The organism is Vibrio sp. 10N.261.55.A10, assembly GCF_041470825.1.
GTDB lineage: Bacteria > Pseudomonadota > Gammaproteobacteria > Enterobacterales > Vibrionaceae > Vibrio > Vibrio crassostreae_C.
Window position 1 is genome coordinate 1 of record NZ_JBFRNC010000097.1, and the last position, 18,501, is coordinate 18,501.

Annotated in this window: 22 protein-coding genes; 14 read left to right on the forward strand and 8 right to left on the reverse strand. The window is 45.4% G+C overall.

Annotated elements, in window-relative coordinates:
- Window positions 1-80: 80 nt before the first annotated feature.
- The 6 genes from crp to AB4274_RS21560 all read right to left on the reverse strand — a co-directional run bounded on the left by crp (window position 81) and on the right by AB4274_RS21560 (window position 5,796).
- Window positions 81-713 (reverse strand): cAMP-activated global transcriptional regulator CRP, encoded by a 633-nt coding sequence (gene crp, locus AB4274_RS21535; RefSeq protein WP_004729651.1) that lies wholly within the window; start codon window positions 711-713, stop codon window positions 81-83.
- Window positions 714-952: 239 nt separating this feature from the next.
- Window positions 953-1,822, reverse strand: coding sequence for a phosphoribulokinase (locus tag AB4274_RS21540; RefSeq protein ID WP_010435210.1), 870 nt, complete (start codon window positions 1,820-1,822; stop codon window positions 953-955).
- A 77-nt stretch (window positions 1,823-1,899) separates the two neighbouring features.
- Complete coding sequence (locus tag AB4274_RS21545; protein ID WP_010435208.1) at window positions 1,900-2,112, reverse strand: YheU family protein; 213 nt, start codon at window positions 2,110-2,112, stop codon at window positions 1,900-1,902.
- A 95-nt stretch (window positions 2,113-2,207) separates the two neighbouring features.
- Window positions 2,208-3,200 (reverse strand): hydrolase, encoded by a 993-nt coding sequence (locus AB4274_RS21550; RefSeq protein ID WP_019825349.1) that lies wholly within the window; start codon window positions 3,198-3,200, stop codon window positions 2,208-2,210.
- A 206-nt stretch (window positions 3,201-3,406) separates the two neighbouring features.
- The gene (locus AB4274_RS21555; RefSeq protein ID WP_017061113.1) at window positions 3,407-3,877 is read right to left on the reverse strand and encodes a TIGR02444 family protein; all 471 of its coding nucleotides are present in this window, start codon (window positions 3,875-3,877) and stop codon (window positions 3,407-3,409) included.
- On the reverse strand, window positions 3,874-5,796 hold the full coding sequence (locus tag AB4274_RS21560; RefSeq protein ID WP_372073450.1) for an ABC transporter ATP-binding protein: 1,923 nt from the start codon (window positions 5,794-5,796) through the stop codon (window positions 3,874-3,876). Before AB4274_RS21560 ends, AB4274_RS21555 begins: the two co-directional genes overlap by 4 nt.
- 174 nt (window positions 5,797-5,970) lie before the next feature.
- Between AB4274_RS21560 and kefG the strand changes: the two genes are divergently transcribed.
- From kefG to AB4274_RS21585, 5 genes are all read left to right on the forward strand, one after another.
- Window positions 5,971-6,555, forward strand: coding sequence for a glutathione-regulated potassium-efflux system ancillary protein KefG (kefG, locus tag AB4274_RS21565; protein WP_017071307.1), 585 nt, complete (start codon window positions 5,971-5,973; stop codon window positions 6,553-6,555).
- Window positions 6,542-8,338 (forward strand): glutathione-regulated potassium-efflux system protein KefB, encoded by a 1,797-nt coding sequence (gene kefB / locus AB4274_RS21570; RefSeq protein WP_017068828.1) that lies wholly within the window; start codon window positions 6,542-6,544, stop codon window positions 8,336-8,338. The genes kefG and kefB overlap by 14 nt, the downstream gene beginning before the upstream one ends.
- A gap of 156 nt (window positions 8,339-8,494) precedes the next feature.
- Window positions 8,495-8,695 carry a YheV family putative zinc ribbon protein gene (locus tag AB4274_RS21575; RefSeq protein WP_029235422.1) on the forward strand — a complete coding sequence of 67 codons (201 nt, stop codon included), beginning with the start codon at window positions 8,495-8,497 and terminating at the stop codon, window positions 8,693-8,695.
- 94 nt (window positions 8,696-8,789) lie between these two features.
- Entirely contained in the window at window positions 8,790-9,380 is a 591-nt protein-coding gene (gene slyD, locus AB4274_RS21580) for a peptidylprolyl isomerase (protein ID WP_017061108.1), read from the forward strand.
- A gap of 217 nt (window positions 9,381-9,597) precedes the next feature.
- Entirely contained in the window at window positions 9,598-10,563 is a 966-nt protein-coding gene (locus AB4274_RS21585; protein ID WP_017066209.1) for an isoaspartyl peptidase/L-asparaginase family protein, read from the forward strand.
- Window positions 10,564-10,743: 180 nt separating this feature from the next.
- Here AB4274_RS21585 and AB4274_RS21590 read toward each other — a convergent pair whose 3' ends face one another.
- The gene (locus tag AB4274_RS21590; RefSeq protein ID WP_009848930.1) at window positions 10,744-10,971 is read right to left on the reverse strand and encodes a SlyX family protein; all 228 of its coding nucleotides are present in this window, start codon (window positions 10,969-10,971) and stop codon (window positions 10,744-10,746) included.
- Window positions 10,972-10,976: 5 nt separating this feature from the next.
- The gene (locus tag AB4274_RS21595; protein WP_102320012.1) at window positions 10,977-11,954 is read right to left on the reverse strand and encodes a WD40 repeat domain-containing protein; all 978 of its coding nucleotides are present in this window, start codon (window positions 11,952-11,954) and stop codon (window positions 10,977-10,979) included.
- A gap of 131 nt (window positions 11,955-12,085) precedes the next feature.
- Here AB4274_RS21595 and fkpA point away from each other — a divergent pair, with 131 nt between their 5' ends.
- The 9 genes from fkpA to AB4274_RS21640 form a co-directional block, all read left to right on the forward strand.
- Entirely contained in the window at window positions 12,086-12,862 is a 777-nt protein-coding gene (gene fkpA / locus AB4274_RS21600) for an FKBP-type peptidyl-prolyl cis-trans isomerase (protein ID WP_017068826.1), read from the forward strand.
- Between the two features lie 205 nt (window positions 12,863-13,067).
- Window positions 13,068-13,793 (forward strand): transcriptional regulator, encoded by a 726-nt coding sequence (locus tag AB4274_RS21605; RefSeq protein ID WP_004729851.1) that lies wholly within the window; start codon window positions 13,068-13,070, stop codon window positions 13,791-13,793.
- Window positions 13,787-14,176: a sulfurtransferase complex subunit TusD gene (gene tusD, locus AB4274_RS21610; RefSeq protein WP_017063709.1), complete on the forward strand. Its 390-nt coding sequence runs from the start codon at window positions 13,787-13,789 to the stop codon at window positions 14,174-14,176. The genes AB4274_RS21605 and tusD overlap by 7 nt, the downstream gene beginning before the upstream one ends.
- Entirely contained in the window at window positions 14,173-14,529 is a 357-nt protein-coding gene (gene tusC / locus AB4274_RS21615; RefSeq protein ID WP_372113202.1) for a sulfurtransferase complex subunit TusC, read from the forward strand. Before tusD ends, tusC begins: the two co-directional genes overlap by 4 nt.
- Window positions 14,530-14,537: 8 nt before the next feature.
- Complete coding sequence (tusB, locus tag AB4274_RS21620) at window positions 14,538-14,813, forward strand: sulfurtransferase complex subunit TusB (RefSeq protein WP_017063711.1); 276 nt, start codon at window positions 14,538-14,540, stop codon at window positions 14,811-14,813.
- Window positions 14,814-14,995: 182 nt separating this feature from the next.
- Window positions 14,996-15,370 carry a 30S ribosomal protein S12 gene (gene rpsL / locus AB4274_RS21625; RefSeq protein ID WP_004737194.1) on the forward strand — a complete coding sequence of 125 codons (375 nt, stop codon included), beginning with the start codon at window positions 14,996-14,998 and terminating at the stop codon, window positions 15,368-15,370.
- Window positions 15,371-15,477: 107 nt separating this feature from the next.
- Entirely contained in the window at window positions 15,478-15,948 is a 471-nt protein-coding gene (rpsG, locus tag AB4274_RS21630; protein ID WP_010435163.1) for a 30S ribosomal protein S7, read from the forward strand.
- A 166-nt stretch (window positions 15,949-16,114) separates the two neighbouring features.
- On the forward strand, window positions 16,115-18,211 hold the full coding sequence (fusA, locus tag AB4274_RS21635) for an elongation factor G (protein ID WP_017061101.1): 2,097 nt from the start codon (window positions 16,115-16,117) through the stop codon (window positions 18,209-18,211).
- A 147-nt stretch (window positions 18,212-18,358) separates the two neighbouring features.
- A partial coding sequence (locus AB4274_RS21640; RefSeq protein ID WP_240798929.1) for a GTP-binding protein occupies window positions 18,359-18,501 on the forward strand: 143 nt, incomplete at its 3' end.

Consider the following 18,501-nt stretch of genomic DNA (forward strand, 5'->3'; position numbering starts at 1 on the left):
CGCTAATCCGCGATGAACCACAAAAAAGCCACCAAATTTGCATTTGGTGGCTTTCAAATTTTAGGCTCAGTTAATCGAGATTAACGAGTGCCATATACCACGATAGTTTTACCGTGTGCAGAAATTAGGTTCTGCTCTTCTAGCATCTTCAAGATACGACCAACTGTCTCACGAGAACAACCAACGATCTGGCCAATCTCTTGGCGAGTGATCTTGATTTGCATGCCGTCAGGGTGAGTCATTGCATCTGGTTGTTTTGCTAGGTTTAGTAGCGTTTGTGCTATACGACCAGTTACGTCAAGGAACGCTAAGTCACCAACTTTTTGGCTAGTTACTTGTAGACGGTTTGCCATTTGCGCTGATAGACGCATTAGGATGTCTGGGTTCACTTGGATAAGTTGACGGAATTTCTTGAAAGAAATTTCAGCTACTTCACAAGGAGATTTTGCACGAACCCAAGCTGTACGCTCTTGGTCTTCTTCGAATAAGCCTAGCTCACCGATGAAGTCGCCTTGGTTTAGGTAAGAAAGAATCATTTCCTTACCTTCTTCGTCTTTGATAAGAACTGCCACAGAACCTTTAACAATGTAGTACAAGGTTTCTGCCTTTTCACCAGCATGAATCAAAGTACTTTTTGATGGGTACTTATGAATATGACAGTGTGAAAGGAACCACTCTAATGTTGGATCGGTTTGAGGTTTACCTAGAACCATAATATCTCACTTCCTCTGCAGGGTATGCTTGCCGCTTTCCGTATTTTAGCTAAGCCTGGATTGACTTGTAGGATAAGAGCACTCGTTGAGCGCTGCAAGCTATCTTGTGTTTCGTTTAAGAATAGTATCCTTTTTCAGGTACTATTTCTTGATTTTAATCGTGACCAAGCTACGATTTTTTACGCAAAATTGTGCACATGATCACGGTATGAAAAGTAATCAACCAGAATGGTGCTCTGTTAACCAATTTTTCCGGTTTCGATGAGTTGTTGTAGGATCGGCCTTACAATGAGCTCCATAGCAAAACTCATCTTCCCTCCTGGTACCACAAGCGTGTTGTGGCGAGACATAAATGAGCCATCAATCATAGCTAAAAGGTAAGGGAAATCGACGTTTTTGATGCCGCGCAAACGTATAACAACGAAGCTTTCGTCTAAACTTGGGATCCCTTTAGCGTTGAGAGGGTTTGATGTGTCTACCGTTGGAACACGCTGAAAGTTGATGTGAGTACGCGAAAACTGAGGAGTAATGTAGTTAAGGTAATCATCCATCGAGCGAACAATCGAGTCCATTACTGCTTCACGAGAATGACCACGATCGCGTGTGTCGCGAACGAATTTCTGGATCCATTCTAAGTTGACGATAGGTACCATGCCGATCAGCAAGTCGACGTGTTGAGAAACATTGATATCGCCATCAACCACACCGCCGTGCAGGCCTTCGTAAAACATCACATCTGAATTTTCTGGGATCTCTTGCCATGGCGTAAAGGTGCCTGGCATTTGATTGTAAGGAACGGCTTCATCGAACGTGTGCAGGTAGCTACGTACCTTGCCTGTACCTTCGTTACCGTATTTACGGAAGAACTCTTCTAGCGCACCAAAGTCGTTGGCTTGTGGACCAAAGTAGCTGATGTGCTTACCTTGCTCGCGCGCTTTACGGATCTCGACATCCATCTCTGGGCGAGTGAAGCGATGGAAACTATCCCCTTCAACCCAAGCTGCCTTCACGTCCATCATATTGAACATTTTACGGAAGGCTTCTGAGGTGGTGGTGGTGCCGGCTCCAGATGAACCCGTCACCGCAATAATTGGATGTTTAGCGGACATGACAACCCTTGTCTTTTGAGTAACTTACTTGTTAGCAATCGTTTACCACTATAACACGGCTCCTTTATGAGCGCAGCTTAGAAGCGTTTTGTGACTTGAATATCAACGGTTTCATGGAGCTCAGAAAACACAATGCTGACTTCTCCTGAAGCTAATTGATGTTTCACTTGATCAATCTTGTTTTGCAGTGAAACCTCTACGTCGCCGTAGTCTGTGCCTTCACGCAGCACGAACTCTTTGATGAGGTTTTCCAGCGTCTCTGGCGCAATGTCTTGCCATGGGATGATCATAAATACTTCTCTCTTTTATGTTCATAAATAGGTTTATTGATGTAGAAATGCGTGTGCTTAGTATTGTTTTACTTCTATTTACTAAGGCTCGGTCATTATGCCGAATCTTGGATACTTTCATAGTAGGCAGGCAAGGCTTCTTCTAACCAAAACCTTGGCTTGAGTGTACTGCCAGTAATAAACCCAACATGGCCGCCTTTTTGAAACAGTCGATAATCGATGTTATCGGGCAGAACAAATTTTGGGATCACATCATCGGTCATGAAAGGGTCGTCTTTGGCATGAATGATCTGAGTCGGTAGTTTGATCTTATTGAGCTTAGGCAGAGCAGAACATTGCGCATAATAATCTTGTGCATTTTTGAAGCCGTGCAGAGGCGCAGTGATTCGTTCATCAAACTCATACAGTTTGGTGATGTTCTTGATGGCTTCAGCGGTGATGCCAAGTTTTTCCTGCAGCAGGTTAACCTTTTTTAGCGCATTCGATTTTAGAGAGTTGAGCAGGTACTTCTTATAGAGCTTGGAGAAACCACGCTCAATACGACTAGAGCAACACGCTAAGTCAAAAGGAGCAGATACGATGGTCGCCGCCGACAGCAATGGGTCGTCTGCGTACTCAGCCAAATAGTTCGCCAGCATGTTTCCACCTAAAGATATGCCAACCGCAACCTTAGGGTTATTCGGAAACTGGGCGTGCAGGTGTCTTAGAAAAAAGCGCGCGTCTTCGACTTCACCTGAATGGTAAGCGCGAGCCAGGCGATTGGGTTTTCCGCTGCAGCCTCTGAAGTGCATCATCACGGACAACCAACCATCTTTAGCAAACGCATTCATTAATCCATTGGCATAAGGGCTCTCAAAGCTACCTTCTAAACCGTGGAATAGAACGAATATCGGCTTGCTACTGCGATCATTCTTATTTGAGGTGTCACCGTCTGGTGATTCGCTCCAAGCAAGATCAAGAAAGTCACCATCGGGTGTTTCTAAGGTTTGCCAGTGAGGATGAAACAGCGCCTGCTTTCGAATAAACCGTGGCACTAAGGTTTGTAAGTGCGGATTAGAGAGACCAGCAGCTGCGGTAAATATTGTCATAAAAACGATCCATGCTTCTTTTACGGGTTTTGATAACGTGTTGAGTTTGTAACGAAACGCCCACGTTTTTATTTGAGCTTGGTTGATTCTCGGCATAAGCGCAAGGCTTCACTTATACGAGATACAAAAACAGGCTATGGGTAACCGTTTGAATAATATCAAGGTTAAGCTTGGATCTTGATTGAATAAAAGGGAAAGAGAATGAGCTAGGGCTGTGGTGCTGGTTCAGAAAAAGCGTCGTAGAGGTTTTCAGCCCCTAATAAACGACAGTACTGAAAAGTGAGCGGTGATTGCTGGTTAGCGTACAGCTGTAGGGAGTTTATACAGTCGACCAGATCGGACTGTTGTTGCTTTTCAAGCTGTAACTCAAACTTTAGCGCTTCACGGTATAGAGAGTCGACAACGTGTGCTTTGAGATGTTTACGTAGCTCTCGATAGCTATGAAGCAGGGTTTCAGAGCGGCTCAAGCACTGTTGAACCTTGTGCCACTCCTCTTCAGCAAAAGACAATTGCTGCTCATCAAGCCATTTGAGAAGCAGCAGTAGATTGACGTTGCCGTGGAACTGGTTTTGCAAAGCTAGGCACGCATCCTTTACACCGCGCACACTGTAATACTGAAGGCTAAATTGCCATAGTCGTTCCAGTGTTAGTGATATTGGGGCGTGCTCTGGGCTCATAAGCTATCCATATCCTGTTCCATCTGCTCAAGCTCTTCTTGAGTGGACATCCAATCCATTTCAACTTCTTCTAGCTGTGACTTACTGCTCGCTTGGAGAGCGAGTACTTTATTCAGTTTAGCCTTATTTTCAGCTTCATACAGTGATGTGTCGGATAATTCTTGCTCAGCTTCTTCAAGAGCCTGCGTTAATTTATCCATCTGCTTTTCAAATTGAGTGAGCTTTTTACGAAGTGGTGCCGTCAGTTTACGGAACTTGGCTTCTTTACGTTTCTGCTCTTTTTTCGCTGCTGCACTGTTGGCGCCGTCTTTGGCTGGTGCCAATGCTTGTGCTTCTTTGCGCTCAACTTTCTGTTGCTCGGTTAGCCACTTGTAGTAATCGCTTAAGTCACCATCAAACGGTGCGACTTGGCGGTCGTGTACAAGGTATAAATCATCGGTAGTTGCACGCAGTAGGTAACGGTCGTGCGATACGATAACCATTGCGCCTTCAAACGTCTGCAGGGCAAAAGTCAGCGCTTGACGCATGTCGAGATCCAAGTGGTTGGTTGGTTCATCGAGTAGCAACAGGTTCGGTTTTTGCCATACCAGTAGCGCCAGAACTAAACGCGCTTTTTCACCACCAGAGAAGGGTGCCACTTTATCGAGCGCTTTTTCACCTTGGAAACCGAAGCTACCTAGGTAATCACGCAATTGTTGCTCGGTGTGTTTAGGGGCAATCTGCATCATGTGCTGCAGCGGTGTTTCTTCTGGGTGCAACGTTTCTAACTGGTGCTGTGCAAAGTAACCAATCTTAACGCCTTGCGAATAACTCAGTTCACCGCCTTGCTGTTTAAGTTCGCCAGAAAGCAGTTTAATCAGTGTTGATTTACCAGCACCATTTCGACCAAGTAGACCAATACGGCTACCCGGTACTAGGTTCAGGCGAATTTTCTCTAGAATCAGATTGTCATCATAGCCCGCTGATACTTCATCCATCATCATGATTGGGTTTGGTAGTGCGTCTGGTTCTCTAAATTCAAAGCTGAATGGATTATCAAACTGAGCAGGCAGCACTTGTTCCATTTTCTCTAGCGCTTTAATACGGCTTTGCGCTTGGCGAGCCTTTGAAGCTTTGTAACGGAAACGGTCAATGTAGCTCTGCATGTGAGACATCTGTTTCTGCTGCTTTTGGTACATCGCTTGTTGCAGAATCAGTTTTTGCGCTCGTTGGGTTTCGAACGATGAGTAGTTACCCGTGTACTCATTGAGCTGTTGGTTTTCAACGTGCACGATGCGGTTGACGATAGGGTCTAAGAAGTCTCTATCGTGCGAGATAAGCACTAGCGTGCCAGGGTAGCTTTGTAACCAACGCTCGAGCCACATTACTGCGTCTAAATCCAAGTGGTTGGTAGGCTCATCGAGTAGCAGTAGGTCACTGCGACACAGTAGGGCTTGCGCTAGGTTCAAACGCATACGCCAACCACCTGAGAATTGAGTCAGGTTCCATGTCATTTGTTCTTGGCTAAAGCCTAGGCCATCCAGTAACTCGGCAGCACGTGCCTTTATGCTGTAACCACCAATGGTTTCAATCTTGCCGTGGATCTCTGCTACCAATGTGCCATTGTCGGCTTGTTCAGCTTTCTCTAGTTGATCTTCAAGGCCGCGGTATTCACGGTCGCCATCAATCACGTATTCAATTGCTGTTCTTTCTAATGCAGGTGTTTCTTGAGCAACCCAAGCCATTTCCCAATGGGCTGGTTTACTGAATGAACCCGCATCAATAGACAGTTCGTCCTTAATTAAGGCGAATAGCGTAGATTTACCACAGCCGTTTTTACCAACCAAACCGATCTTGTCGCCAGGGTGAAAAGTCGCAGATGCTTGGTCGAGGAGTGGCTTACCGCCGCGTAGCAATTGAATATCAGAGAAAATAATCATAATTGAAATAGCATAGAAATTAGAGGTGAACAGACGCCTGCATAGTAGGCTGAAACCAGATAAAAGTCGATCACAATGCAATTTGCGTTATGATGCCAATAACATATTAATAACTTTTGCTTAAATTCTTGTGGCCTTGCCACCGTTTAGCCCTCAAAGGAATGTTTCAAAGGAATGAGTAATACTCCCTCGACAGACAAAGTCGTGCCAAAGGTGTTGATCATCTACGCGCACCCAGAGCCGCAAACCTCTATTGCTAACCAGATGATGGTTAAGAAGGTAGAGTCGCTCGGTCATGTCAAAGTTCATGATCTCTACGCCATCTACCCTGACTTCTTTATTGATGTGCCTTATGAGCATGAACTGCTTCTGCAGTACGATGTGATTGTGTTCCAGCATCCTCTGTTTATGTATTCTTGTCCTTCGTTATTGAAGGAGTGGTTTGATCGAGTATTAGGCAAGGGCTTTGCGTTTGGTGAGCAAAGTGCACTTAAGGGTAAGCATTGGCGCAGTGTTATCACCACGGGTGGTAAAGAAGAGGCGTTTGGTGCTGCAGGCTATAATAAGTATCCCTTACAAGAGATCTTGCAACCGTTTGAGCTAACTGCCGCTTTGTGCCAGATGCACTGGATGTCACCTTTAGTTTTACATTGGGCTAGAAATGTCTCGGATATGACGCGTTACCAACACGCTGAAGAATATCGAAATTGGTTGCGAGATCCGCTACAAGATATAGGAGCGAATGATGGCTCTGACTAATGATTTCCTACAAAGTAGCGCTATATTTTTAGCGGCGGCTGTGGTTGCGGTTCCTATCGCGCAGCGAGCAGGCTTAGGTTCAGTATTAGGTTACTTATTAGCGGGTGTCGCTATTGGTCCATGGGGGCTTGGCCTAATCAGTGACGTAGAGGCCATTCTACATTTCTCAGAGTTCGGGGTGGTGCTGCTGCTCTTCCTTATTGGTTTAGAGCTTAACCCCAAAAAACTGTGGCAGATGCGGGCGCCTATTCTCGGCTTAGGGGGGGCGCAAGTGTTGATCACCACCTTGATTATTACCGCCATCGCCTGTCTATTTGGATTAACCTGGCAAACCAGTCTCGTGATAGGTATGGGTTTGGCGCTGTCTTCGACTGCGATTGCCTTGCGTGTTATTGAAGAGCGAGAGCTCGGCGGCAAAGAAGCCGGGCAGTCGGGCTTTGCAGTACTGCTTTTCCAAGATATCGCTGTTATTCCAATGCTAGCAATGTTGCCTCTACTTGCGGGTAATACCGGCGGTAGCTGGGCTGACATGCTGTGGATGCTGGGTGGCGTGATTGGCCTACTGGTCGGTGGCCACTTCTTGTTGAGACCACTTTTCCGATACGTAGTGATGAGTGGTGTGCGTGAGTTATTCACCGTCGCGGCGCTGTTACTTGTGATTGGTATTGCTGTGATCATGCAACGGATTGGCTTGTCGATGGCATTAGGTACCTTCCTAGCGGGCGTACTTCTGGCTGAAAGTGAATATCGACACGAGCTTGAGATCGCGATTGATCCATTCAAAGGTTTACTGCTTGGTCTGTTCTTTATCTCTGTGGGTATGGCGGTAAACCTAGGTCTACTGGCAGAAAGCCCATTCGCAATACTTATTGCAGTGTCGTCGCTAGTCGTATTGAAAGGTTTGGTGCTGTATGCGCTGGCTCGTATCTTCGGCACTCAAGCTAAAGCACGCAGCCGAATGGCGATGATCCTTAGCCAAGGTGGTGAGTTCGCTTTCGTTATTTTTACTGCGGCGAGTGCTCAAGGCATCTTAAGTGGCGAACAAGTGTCGTTCTTACTGGTGGTTGTGAGCCTTTCTATGGTGACCACGCCATTGATGCTTAAACTGCAAGACCGATTCTTTGCACGTCAGCTTAATCAAATCAGTGAAAGTGCGATGTCTTCGGATGTGGTTGATCGCAGCCCTCGAGTGATTATTGCGGGCTTTGGTCGTTTTGGTCAGATCATTGGTCGTCTGATGTATGCCAACAAGATTCGTATCACTGTCCTTGAAAGTGATGCCAGCCAAATACACATCCTTAGAAAGTTCGGCTACAAGGTGTTTTACGGAGACTCGACTCACCTAGAGCTATTACGCGCAGCCGGTGCTGATAAAGCAGAGGCGATTGTGTTGTGTACTGACTCCCCAGATGAAATCATGAAAACCGTCGATTTATGTAAGCAGCACTTCCCACGCTTAAAGATCTTGGCGCGTGCACGAAGCCGTGTTGAAGCGTATCAACTACTTAACCACGGTGTGAGTAACTATTCGCGTGAAACCTTCCTTGGAGCATTGGATTTAGGTCGTCAAACATTGACTGAACTTGGCATGCATCCATATAAAGCGAAGCGAGCAGAAGCACACTTTAGAAAGTTGGATAATGGTATGCTGAAAGAGTTGCTGCCTCAGCATAACGAAGATGCCGAGTTAGCCCAAAGAGCGAAAGAGGCTCGTAAAGAACTTGAAGAGATCTTTGGACACGAGATGGAAAACGATCACCAATCTCGAAACTATTGGCAGTAGCTTGAAGTGATAACTCATGCTTGAGCTTAGAAATAGAGCTTGGGCATAGAAATAACAGACTATAGAACTAACCTAATAATAAACGCGGTCTCTGCTTAACTTATCAATAAAGTGAGTGGGAAGAACCGCGAATCCAGAGCAGTAAAGGATATGAACGTGAAACAGAAAAAACGCTTTATCGCAGGGGCAAGCTGCCCAAGTTGCAACACTCAAGACACACTCCGTTGGTGGATTGAAAATAATATCGAGCTGGTGGAATGTGTCGATTGTGACTTCACAGAACAGCGTAAACCGAAAACTGTAGAGAAATCTGAACACGCGAATCAAGAAATGATCGGTATTTTTAAGCCAGAATGATTGAGTTTCGTTAATTGATCCCCATAATATCCCGGTACAGAATTTTTCCTAAGCTCAACTGTTCGAGCTTAGTCCAAACCTCCTTGGAGCTCTCATGAAAATTGAAAAGAACGTAGTAGTTAGTGTTGCATATCAAGTGAAACTTGAAGATGGCGTAGTAGTTGACCAATCAACTGCAGAAGCTCCACTAGATTACCTTCACGGTCACAACAACCTAATTACAGGTCTTGAAAAAGAGCTTGAAGGCAAAGTAGCTGGCGACAAGTTCTCTGCAACTGTTACTCCAGAAGACGCATACGGCGAACACAACGACGCACTAGTTCAACGTGTTCCTGCTGACGTATTCCAAGGTGTTGAGCAAATCGAAGTTGGCATGCGTTTCCTAGCGGATACTGACCAAGGTCCAATCCCAGTTGAAGTTACTGAAGTAGATGGCGACGAAGTTGTTGTTGATGGTAACCACATGCTAGCTGGCCAAACTCTAACGTTTGACGTTGAAGTTGTAGCGGTTCGTGAAGCGACTGAAGAAGAAGTTCAACACGGTCACGTACACCAAGAAGGCGGCTGTGGCGGTCACGACCACGATCATGACCACGAAGGCGGTTGCTGTGGTGGCGAAGGCCATGACCACGGTGAAGAGAAAAAAGACGGCTGCTGCGGCGGCGGTAGCTGTGGTTCTCACTAATACCGAATTAACGGTTTAGTTTAAGAATCTTGAAAGCCTCCCTTGTGGAGGCTTTTTGCGTTTAGGAGTCTCGCTTTTTGACCTCGCTTTTCTCTACCAAACTAAGTGTCCGCAAATCTAAGCATTCGTAAAAGTTTGGTTTTCGTTATCAGACATCGAACCATGGATGTGGTATTGATAGCACAACATTATAAGACGACGTCAGTGGAGAGTTTGTATGTCACAGCCTTTTTCAATTGCCATTCATGGTGGTGCAGGAACCATCTTGCGCGAGCAAATGAGCTATGAATTAAAAGCGGGTATTACCGAGGCTTTGGAAAAATCGGTTTTGGCTGGTTATCAAATATTGCAATCGGGTGGTGATGCTCTGGATGCGGTAGTGGCATCGGTTAAGGTGATGGAAGACAGCCCGCACTTTAATGCCGGTAGGGGCTCTGTTTTAACGCATGATGAATTTGTTGAGATGGACGCTTCTGTGATGCATGGCCGCGAAATGGATGCAGGTGCTATTGCAGGCGTTCGCCATATCAAAAACCCAATTGAGCTTGCACGTGATGTGATGCGGAAAAGCGACCATGTGTTGCTGATTGGTGAAGGTGCCGAGAAGTTTGCGTTTGAGCATGACTACACCTTTACCGAGCAAGACTACTTCTTTACTGAGCGCCGCTATGACCAACTTCAGTCGATGAAAGAGAAAGGCATCTTTGCTCTGTCTGAAGCGAAATATGATCAGCAGCAAGCTGAGAAATACCCTGACGATAAAAAGTACGGCACGGTTGGTGCGGTCGCATTAGACCAAGCGGGTAACTTAGCGGCAGCAACCAGTACCGGTGGCGTGACCAATAAGAAATACGGTCGTGTGGGTGACTCTCCGATCATTGGTGCAGGAACCATCGCTGAAAATGGCAATGTTGCCGTCTCAACAACCGGGATGGGTGAGTTCTTCCTACGTAAAATGGTCGCCAGTGATGTCGCAGCACGAATGCGTTATCTGAAAGAAGATGTGCACACCGCTTGTGAAACGATCATTCAAGGTGAATTGAAAACCATGGGTGGAGAAGGTGGCTTGATCGCTATCGATGGCCAAGGCGATATACATTTTGGTATGAACAGCTCAGGAATGTATCGTGCAAGCGTTGATACTCAAGGTCGTGTTGAAGTGAAGATTTATGCCGACGACTAAGTTGGTATCGGCTTAATTGGCTTTAGCTTATTCACTGAGATGAAATAAACAAAAGGGCGACAGATAAGTATCTGTCGCCCTCTTAGTTTTCTATGTCCCGTCCTGAAATGTGTTTACACATTGAGGACGAGAAACTAACGATATGCGTCGTTAGATTTAATTGGTTATTTTGAACCGCACTTAATAGTGTGGAGGTGGCGTCTCTTCTGATGCGTCAGCTAGATTAGAGCCATCCATATTTTTTACTTTGCCAACCACGAACTTCATCTGATCTTGCATTCTCGTGATTAACATTTGTTGTTGGCTAAGCGCTTCATTGAGTTCTTCAATGGTCTGTTCTTGGAAAGCTAGCTGACACTCTAGGTCATTTACGCGGCTTTCTAGTTGTTCAACTCGCTTTTCTGTCATCGTTCTTAATCCACATTCCAAGCTTGGGCAATGCCCGCAGAGGTGCCCGATATCACACGGTTCTTATCATCAAAGGCTGCATCATACACTACCGCACGGGGAGGGCGAGCATCTTTTAATGGCTCAGCATCGTGGCGAGAAATTCGCTTGCCATCCTGAGTATTCCACACACTCACTTGGCTGGATGGTGTGCCCGTCACCAACATACTGCCGTCATCAGAAAAACGCGCACTCGAGAAAATCAACTGTCGAGACCAGCTTTGCAATTGCGCTTGAGGTTCGCCCGTTTCAAGATCCCAAATCATCGCTTGATTGCCGCCATCAGAGGTAAAAGCCAGTTCACCATCGCGTTGTAGCGCGACTCGTACTACTCTTTGTTCATGCTCAAAGGTGCGCAACACCAAGCCCGACTCGGTATCCCAAAGGTAAGCTTTGTAGTCGTTGCCGCCTGATAATGCGTAGCGGCCATTAGAAGAGAGGGAGACTGAATTCACTTTTTCTCGGTGAGCAAGGAACTCAAGACGGCGTCCGGTGACTAAGTCCACATAGATCGCTTTGCCATTAGACAGGCCAAGCAATACTTTTTCACCATTGCTAGAGATATCGACATCGCGAATTAAGCCATCGGAGATAGACCAAAGCCCTTGTGCTTGAGTCCAAGATAAGTCCCAAACGGCGAAGTTCATCTGGCTTGCGGTAATGGCAAAGCGGCCATTGTCCGAGATACGGATACGCGATACTTGGTTTTCTAATTGATCTTGTGGGCCGAGTTGAGCTAACTCTTTGTTTTCGGCAAGGTCCCAAAGCAATAGTTGTTTTTTCTGAGAGTAGAGCAGGGCGAAGCGTCCATCTCTGCTAAGGGCAAAGCTGGTGGCACCATTGGGTTCAATTTCCCAACGTTGCTCATCATCTTGGAAGAAAAAACATCCATTTAACAAGGCGATGACAATTGTACATAGCAATGAGTGGAAAAATATTCGCATCACATCTAATAATCCGGTTTGTGTCGAAAGACATATGACTAGTATATTGTTATAACTAACGTATTCACACCAATCTAATCATTAGATTTGTGCACAATAACCAATGGCTTGGCCATTAATTGGAGAATTCAATGAAATCAGTTTTAAAAGTATCACTGCTTGCCGCAACGGTTATGCTAGCAGTTGGTTGTCAGAAAGAAGAACCAAAGGCAGAAGCTCCACAGGTTGAAGAAGTTAAAGTTGAAGCAGTAAACTTTAAAACAGAAGACGACAAAGCGGCATACGCAATCGGCGTATCTTTCGCTAACTACCTAAGCACAAGCATTGATAAGCCAAGCGAGCTAGGTATTAACCTAGACAAAGATATGGTTCTTCAAGGTATCGAAGACGTATTCGCAGAGAAAACTGCACTGAACGAAGAAGAAACTCGCGCAGCTCTTGAAGCTCTAGACAAGCGTGTTGCTGAAACTATGCAAGCACAAGCGGCAGAGAAATCAGCTGAAACTAAGAAAGCAGGTGATGACTTCCGCGCTGAGTTCGCAAAGACTGAAGGCGTAGAGCAAACTGAATCTGGCCTACTTTACCAAGTAATGACAGCTGGCGAAGGCGCTTCTCCAAAAGACACTGATACTGTTCAAGTTCACTACAAAGGTACGCTAACAGACGGTACTCAGTTCGACAGCTCTTACGACCGTGGTGAACCAGCAACATTCCCACTTAACCGCGTAATCCCAGGCTGGACTGAAGGCGTACAACTGATGCAAGTTGGTTCTAAGTACAAGTTCGTTATCCCGCCAGAGCTAGCATACGGTGAGCAAGACACACCGACTATCCCTGCTAACTCAACGCTAGTATTCGAAGTAGAACTACTAAACATCGATAACGCTGAAGCAGCTCCTGCACAGTAATATCGGTTAAAAGCCTCGTACTAAAATACGTTGATTGAATAAAAAGCCTAACTTTGAGTTAGGCTTTTTTTATGATTTGAAGATGAGTATTTGATTTTTAAACTTGTTCTAAATCACTAGTTGCAATGTTAGCTAGGTGTGCAATTAAAATTTTCTGATAAACTTACATAAATTTGTTGATTTTTCACACGAAGGTAAGGAATAAGTGACTACTACAGAAACAGTCAATGCAGATGTGTTACTTGAAATGGAATCAGTCCACGTTATGCCATTCAGTGAACACGATAAAATCATTCTAAGATCTTATGAGGCCGTTGTTGACGGTATTGCGAGCCTTATTGGTCCGTTTTGTGAAATCGTTTTGCACTCTTTAGAAGACCTCAATACTTCTGCGATTAAAATTGCCAACGGCGAAAATACAGGTCGTCAGGTTGGCTCGCCGATCACCGATCTTGCATTGAAGATGCTAAAAGATATTGAAGGTTCTAAGCGTAACTTCTCACGTTCATACTTCACTCGCGCTAAAGGCGGAGTGTTGATGAAGTCGATCACGGTTGCTATCCGCAACGGTGAAGACCGAGTGATTGGCCTACTGTGTATTAACGTGAATCTAGACGCGCCATTCTCACAAGTGCTGCAATCGTTCATGCCTACACAAGACGCAGACGAAGCCGCATCATCGGTTAACTTCGCTAGTGACGTTGAAGAACTTGTCGACCAAACGGTTGAACGCACCATTGAAGAAATTAACGCTGACAAATCGGTATCGAACAATACTAAGAACCGTCAGATCGTGATGGAGCTGTACGACAAAGGTATTTTCGATATTAAAGACGCGATCAACCGCGTTGCTGAGCGACTGAACATCTCTAAGCACACCGTGTACCTATACATCCGCCAACGTAAAACAGAGGATGAAGAGGGTTGCTAAGCTATACACTCCTAGTGAATGGGCCAGTTTATGGCTCACAGTCAGCAAGAAGTGCCTACCAGTTTGCCGTGGCTCTGATTAAACAGGGCCACAAACTTCACAGTGTGTTCTTCTATCAAGATGGCGTCAGTAACGGCTCAGACCTTACCGTACCGGCTAACGATGAATTTGATTTAGCTTCTGCTTGGCAAAAGCTGGCTGATGAACACGATGTTAGCCTTGAAACCTGTGTGGCAGCTGCGCTAAGACGCGGAGTGATTAGCTCTGAAGAAGCAGAGCAACATCAACTAAGTGCCTCTAACCTAGCCACTGGATTTACTCAAGCCGGATTAGGAAGCTTATCGGAAGCGCTACTAACGCAAGATAGGGTTGTGCAGTTTTGAGAAAGTTAGCCTTTATATTTAACAGTTTCCCTCATACGACCGCTGCGGGTAGAGAAGGGTTAGACGCCCTGCTTGCTGCGTCCGCATATATTGAAGACATTGCCGTGTTCTTTGTTGGCGATGGCGTGACACAGCTTCTCAAAGCGCAGCAGCCCGACGAAACACTATCGCGTGACTACATCTCTGCATTCAAACTTATGGACCTGTACGACATCGAACAGGTGTATGTGTGTCAGCGTAGTCTGAGTCAGTTTGGTCTTTCAGCAGACAACCTGCTGATCGATGTGACCACCGTTGAAGCCGACGAGTTAACGCAGAAGTTAGCTCAGTGCCAACAGATACTGACTTTCTAGGGGACGCTATGCTTCATATTGTAAAATCAGTCGACAAACTTAAACTCGCATTGACCTATTCTCAGCCACAAGATCAGTATCTTTTGGTGGAAGATGCGGTGTATGTTTGCCTTCCCAATCATGAGTTATTCACTCAAATCTGCGCAGTAGAGCAGGTGTCGGTGTTAAAACCAGATCTCGATAGCCGAGGTTTACAACTACTTGTCTCAAGTACCATTGATCAAGTTGACTTCGATGGCTTCGTTAAACTGACGGTTTTGAACGACAAATCAGTCACTTGGTAGCTGTGTTTTATCAGTTTGGTTAAAAGCAGACCATCCTGAGCTCTAGACGGCTAAAAAAGATCTGTATATTTCTTGACACACCTCCCACTGCTGAATAGAATTTTGCGTCCCTAATTACGACTTGTGATTAGGGATAGATTTTTCACAAAGCTTACTTTCAAGTAAATTTCAGGAGCTAGTTAATGGCAACTATTAACCAGTTGGTTCGCAAACCTCGTGTAAAGCAAGTTGTTAAAAGCAACGTGCCTGCACTAGAAGCGTGCCCACAAAAACGTGGTGTATGTACTCGTGTTTACACTACTACACCTAAAAAACCTAACTCGGCACTACGTAAAGTATGTCGTGTACGTCTAACTAACGGTTTCGAAGTAACTTCGTACATCGGCGGTGAAGGCCACAACCTACAAGAGCACAGTGTTGTACTAATCCGTGGCGGTCGTGTAAAAGACCTTCCGGGTGTTCGTTACCACACTGTTCGCGGCGCACTTGACTGTGCTGGCGTTAACGACCGTAAACAAGGTCGTTCTAAGTACGGTGTGAAACGTCCTAAGTCTTAATTGATTCTCTTTTTTAAAAAGAAATCGTTAAGTAAGGCCAAACACTATTTTATTTATTATTCTGAAAAGTTTTGGAAAAAACCTGAAGAAGACAACGGAGAATATCCATGCCACGTCGTCGCGTAATAGGTCAGCGTAAGATCCTTCCAGATCCTAAGTTCAAATCTGAATTGCTGGCAAAATTCGTTAACATCCTTATGGTTGACGGAAAGAAATCTACTGCAGAAAAAATCGTTTACACTGCACTAGATTCAATGGCTGAGAAGTCTGGTAAAGACCACTTAGCTGTATTTGAAGAAGCTCTTGAAAATGTTCGCCCAGCGGTAGAAGTTAAATCTCGCCGTGTAGGTGGTTCAACTTACCAAGTACCTGTAGAAGTTCGTCCGGTTCGCCGTAACGCTCTTGCTATGCGTTGGGTAGTTGAAGCTGCGCGTAAGCGTGGTGAAAAATCTATGGCTCAACGCCTAGCTGCTGAAATGCTAGACGCGTCTGAGAACAAAGGTACTGCGGTTAAGAAACGTGAAGACGTTCACCGCATGGCTGACGCAAACAAAGCGTTCGCACATTACCGTTGGTAATACCTTTTTAGTGCTGCAAGGTTCCTTGCAGCACTTCTTTAGTTCCTATGCTTATGCTAGGAACTATTGCTATTTCTAGGGCAAGCAATTTTTAGCGAAGCATCGCTTTTAACGCCTAATCTAGACATAGCAATAGTCCCTAAGTCTCTAATAAGAGGATTCAACCGTGGCTCGTAAAACTCCTATAGAGCAATACCGTAATATCGGTATCGTTGCTCACGTAGATGCAGGTAAAACAACCACAAGTGAACGTATTCTGTTCTATACCGGTCTTTCTCACAAAATCGGCGAAGTTCACGATGGTGCAGCAACCATGGACTGGATGGAGCAAGAGCAAGAGCGCGGTATTACGATCACTTCAGCAGCAACCACTACGTTTTGGCGTGGTATGGAAGCTCAGTTCTCGGACCACCGTATTAACATCATCGACACTCCTGGACACGTTGACTTCACAATCGAAGTAGAACGTTCTCTGCGTGTGCTTGATGGTGCAGTTGTTGTGTTCTGTGGCTCATCTGGTGTTGAACCTCAGTCAGAGACAGTATGGCGTCAAGCTGATAAGTACCAAGTTCCACGTATGGTTTTCGTTAATAAAATGGACCGTACCGGCGCTGACTTCTTGCGCGTAGTTGAACAGATCAAGGACCGCTTAGGCGCAACTCCTGTTCCAATTCAACTGAACATTGGTGCTGAAGAAAACTTCCAAGGCGTTGTCGATCTTATCAAGATGAAGGCAATTAACTGGAATGAAGCTGACCAAGGCATGACTTTCACGTACGAAGATATTCCTGCAGACATGCAAGAAATGGCTGAAGAATATCGTACAGAACTTGTTGAAGCTGCTGCAGAAGCAAATGAAGAGCTGATGGATAAGTACCTTGAAGAAGGTGAACTAACAGAAGCTGAAATCAAACAAGGTCTTCGTACTCGTACCCTTAATAATGAAATCGTACTTGCTACTTGTGGTAGTGCATTCAAAAACAAAGGTGTACAAGCAGTTCTAGATGCAGTTGTTGATTTCCTTCCTTCTCCAGTCGATGTACCTGCAATTAAAGGTATCGATGAAGATGAGAACGAAGCAGAGCGTCACGCAGACGACAAAGAACCGTTCTCAGCGCTAGCATTTAAGATTGCAACAGACCCATTCGTTGGTACTTTAACTTTCATCCGTGTTTACTCTGGTGTTGTTGAAAGCGGTAAAACAGCTTATAACTCTGTGAAGAAACAACGTGAACGCTTAGGTCGCATTGTTCAAATGCACTCAAACAAGCGAGAAGAAGTAAAAGAAGTACGAGCAGGTGACATCGCAGCCATCATTGGCTTGAAAGATGTGACTACTGGTGAAACCCTTTGTGACCAGAACCATAAGATTGTTCTTGAGCGCATGGAGTTCCCAGACCCAGTTATTCAGATCGTTGTAGAGCCAAGCTCTCAAGCTGATCAAGACAAAATGACTATCGCTCTAGGTAAACTAGCAGCGGAAGACCCATCGTTCCGCGTTGATATGGATGCGGAAACTGGCCAGACTCTGATTTCTGGTATGGGTGAACTACACTTAGATATCATCGTTGACCGTATGAAGCGCGAATTTAGCGTGAACTGCAACGTTGGTAACCCGCAAGTGGCTTACCGTGAGACTATTCGTGGTACAGCGAAAGCGGAAGGTAAATTTATCCGTGAACATGGTGGTAAAGGTCAGTACGGTCACGTATGGCTGAAACTAGAACCATCAGAAGCTGGCGAAGGCTTTGTCTTTGTGGATGAAATTGCCAATGGTATCGTACCGAAAGAGTTTATCGCTTCAGTTGCTAAAGGCGTTGAAGAGCAGATGAACAATGGTGTGCTTGCTGGCTATCCAGTTTTGGATATCAAAGCTACACTATATGATGGTTCTTACCATGAAACAGATTCAAGTGAGATGGCGTTTACAATCGCTGCCTCTATGGCTTTCAGAACGGGTGCACTTGAAGCGCAACCGGTTCTGCTTGAGCCTATGATGAAAGTTGAAGTAACTACTCCAGAAGACTGGATGGGTGACGTTGTTGGCGATATTAACCGTCGTCGCGGCATCATCGAAGGTATGGACGAGGGGACAGCTGGCCTGAAGATAATTCGTGCACAAGTTCCGTTGTCTGTCATGTTCGGTTACGCAACTGATTTACGTTCTGCGACACAAGGTCGTGCTTCTTACTCTATGGAGTTTAGTGAGTACGCTGAAGTGCCTAACAATGTTGCAAAAGCAATCATTGCAGAGCGTGGTTAAACAAAAGGAAGGCATTTTTTTTCATTTTTTGAAAGAACAATGCGTCCAAATATTGCGCTAACGAGAGTTGGCGCATAAAATAGCAATTTCTGGCGCGTCTCGCTCAATAATGAACGTGGCGAATCATAACTAGGAAGGAACACGATTGTGTCTAAAGAAAAATTTGAACGTACGAAACCGCACGTAAACGTTGGTACTATCGGCCACGTTGACCACGGTAAAACAACTCTAACTGCTGCTATCTGTACTACTCTTGCAAAAGTATACGGCGGTGTTGCTAAAGATTTCGC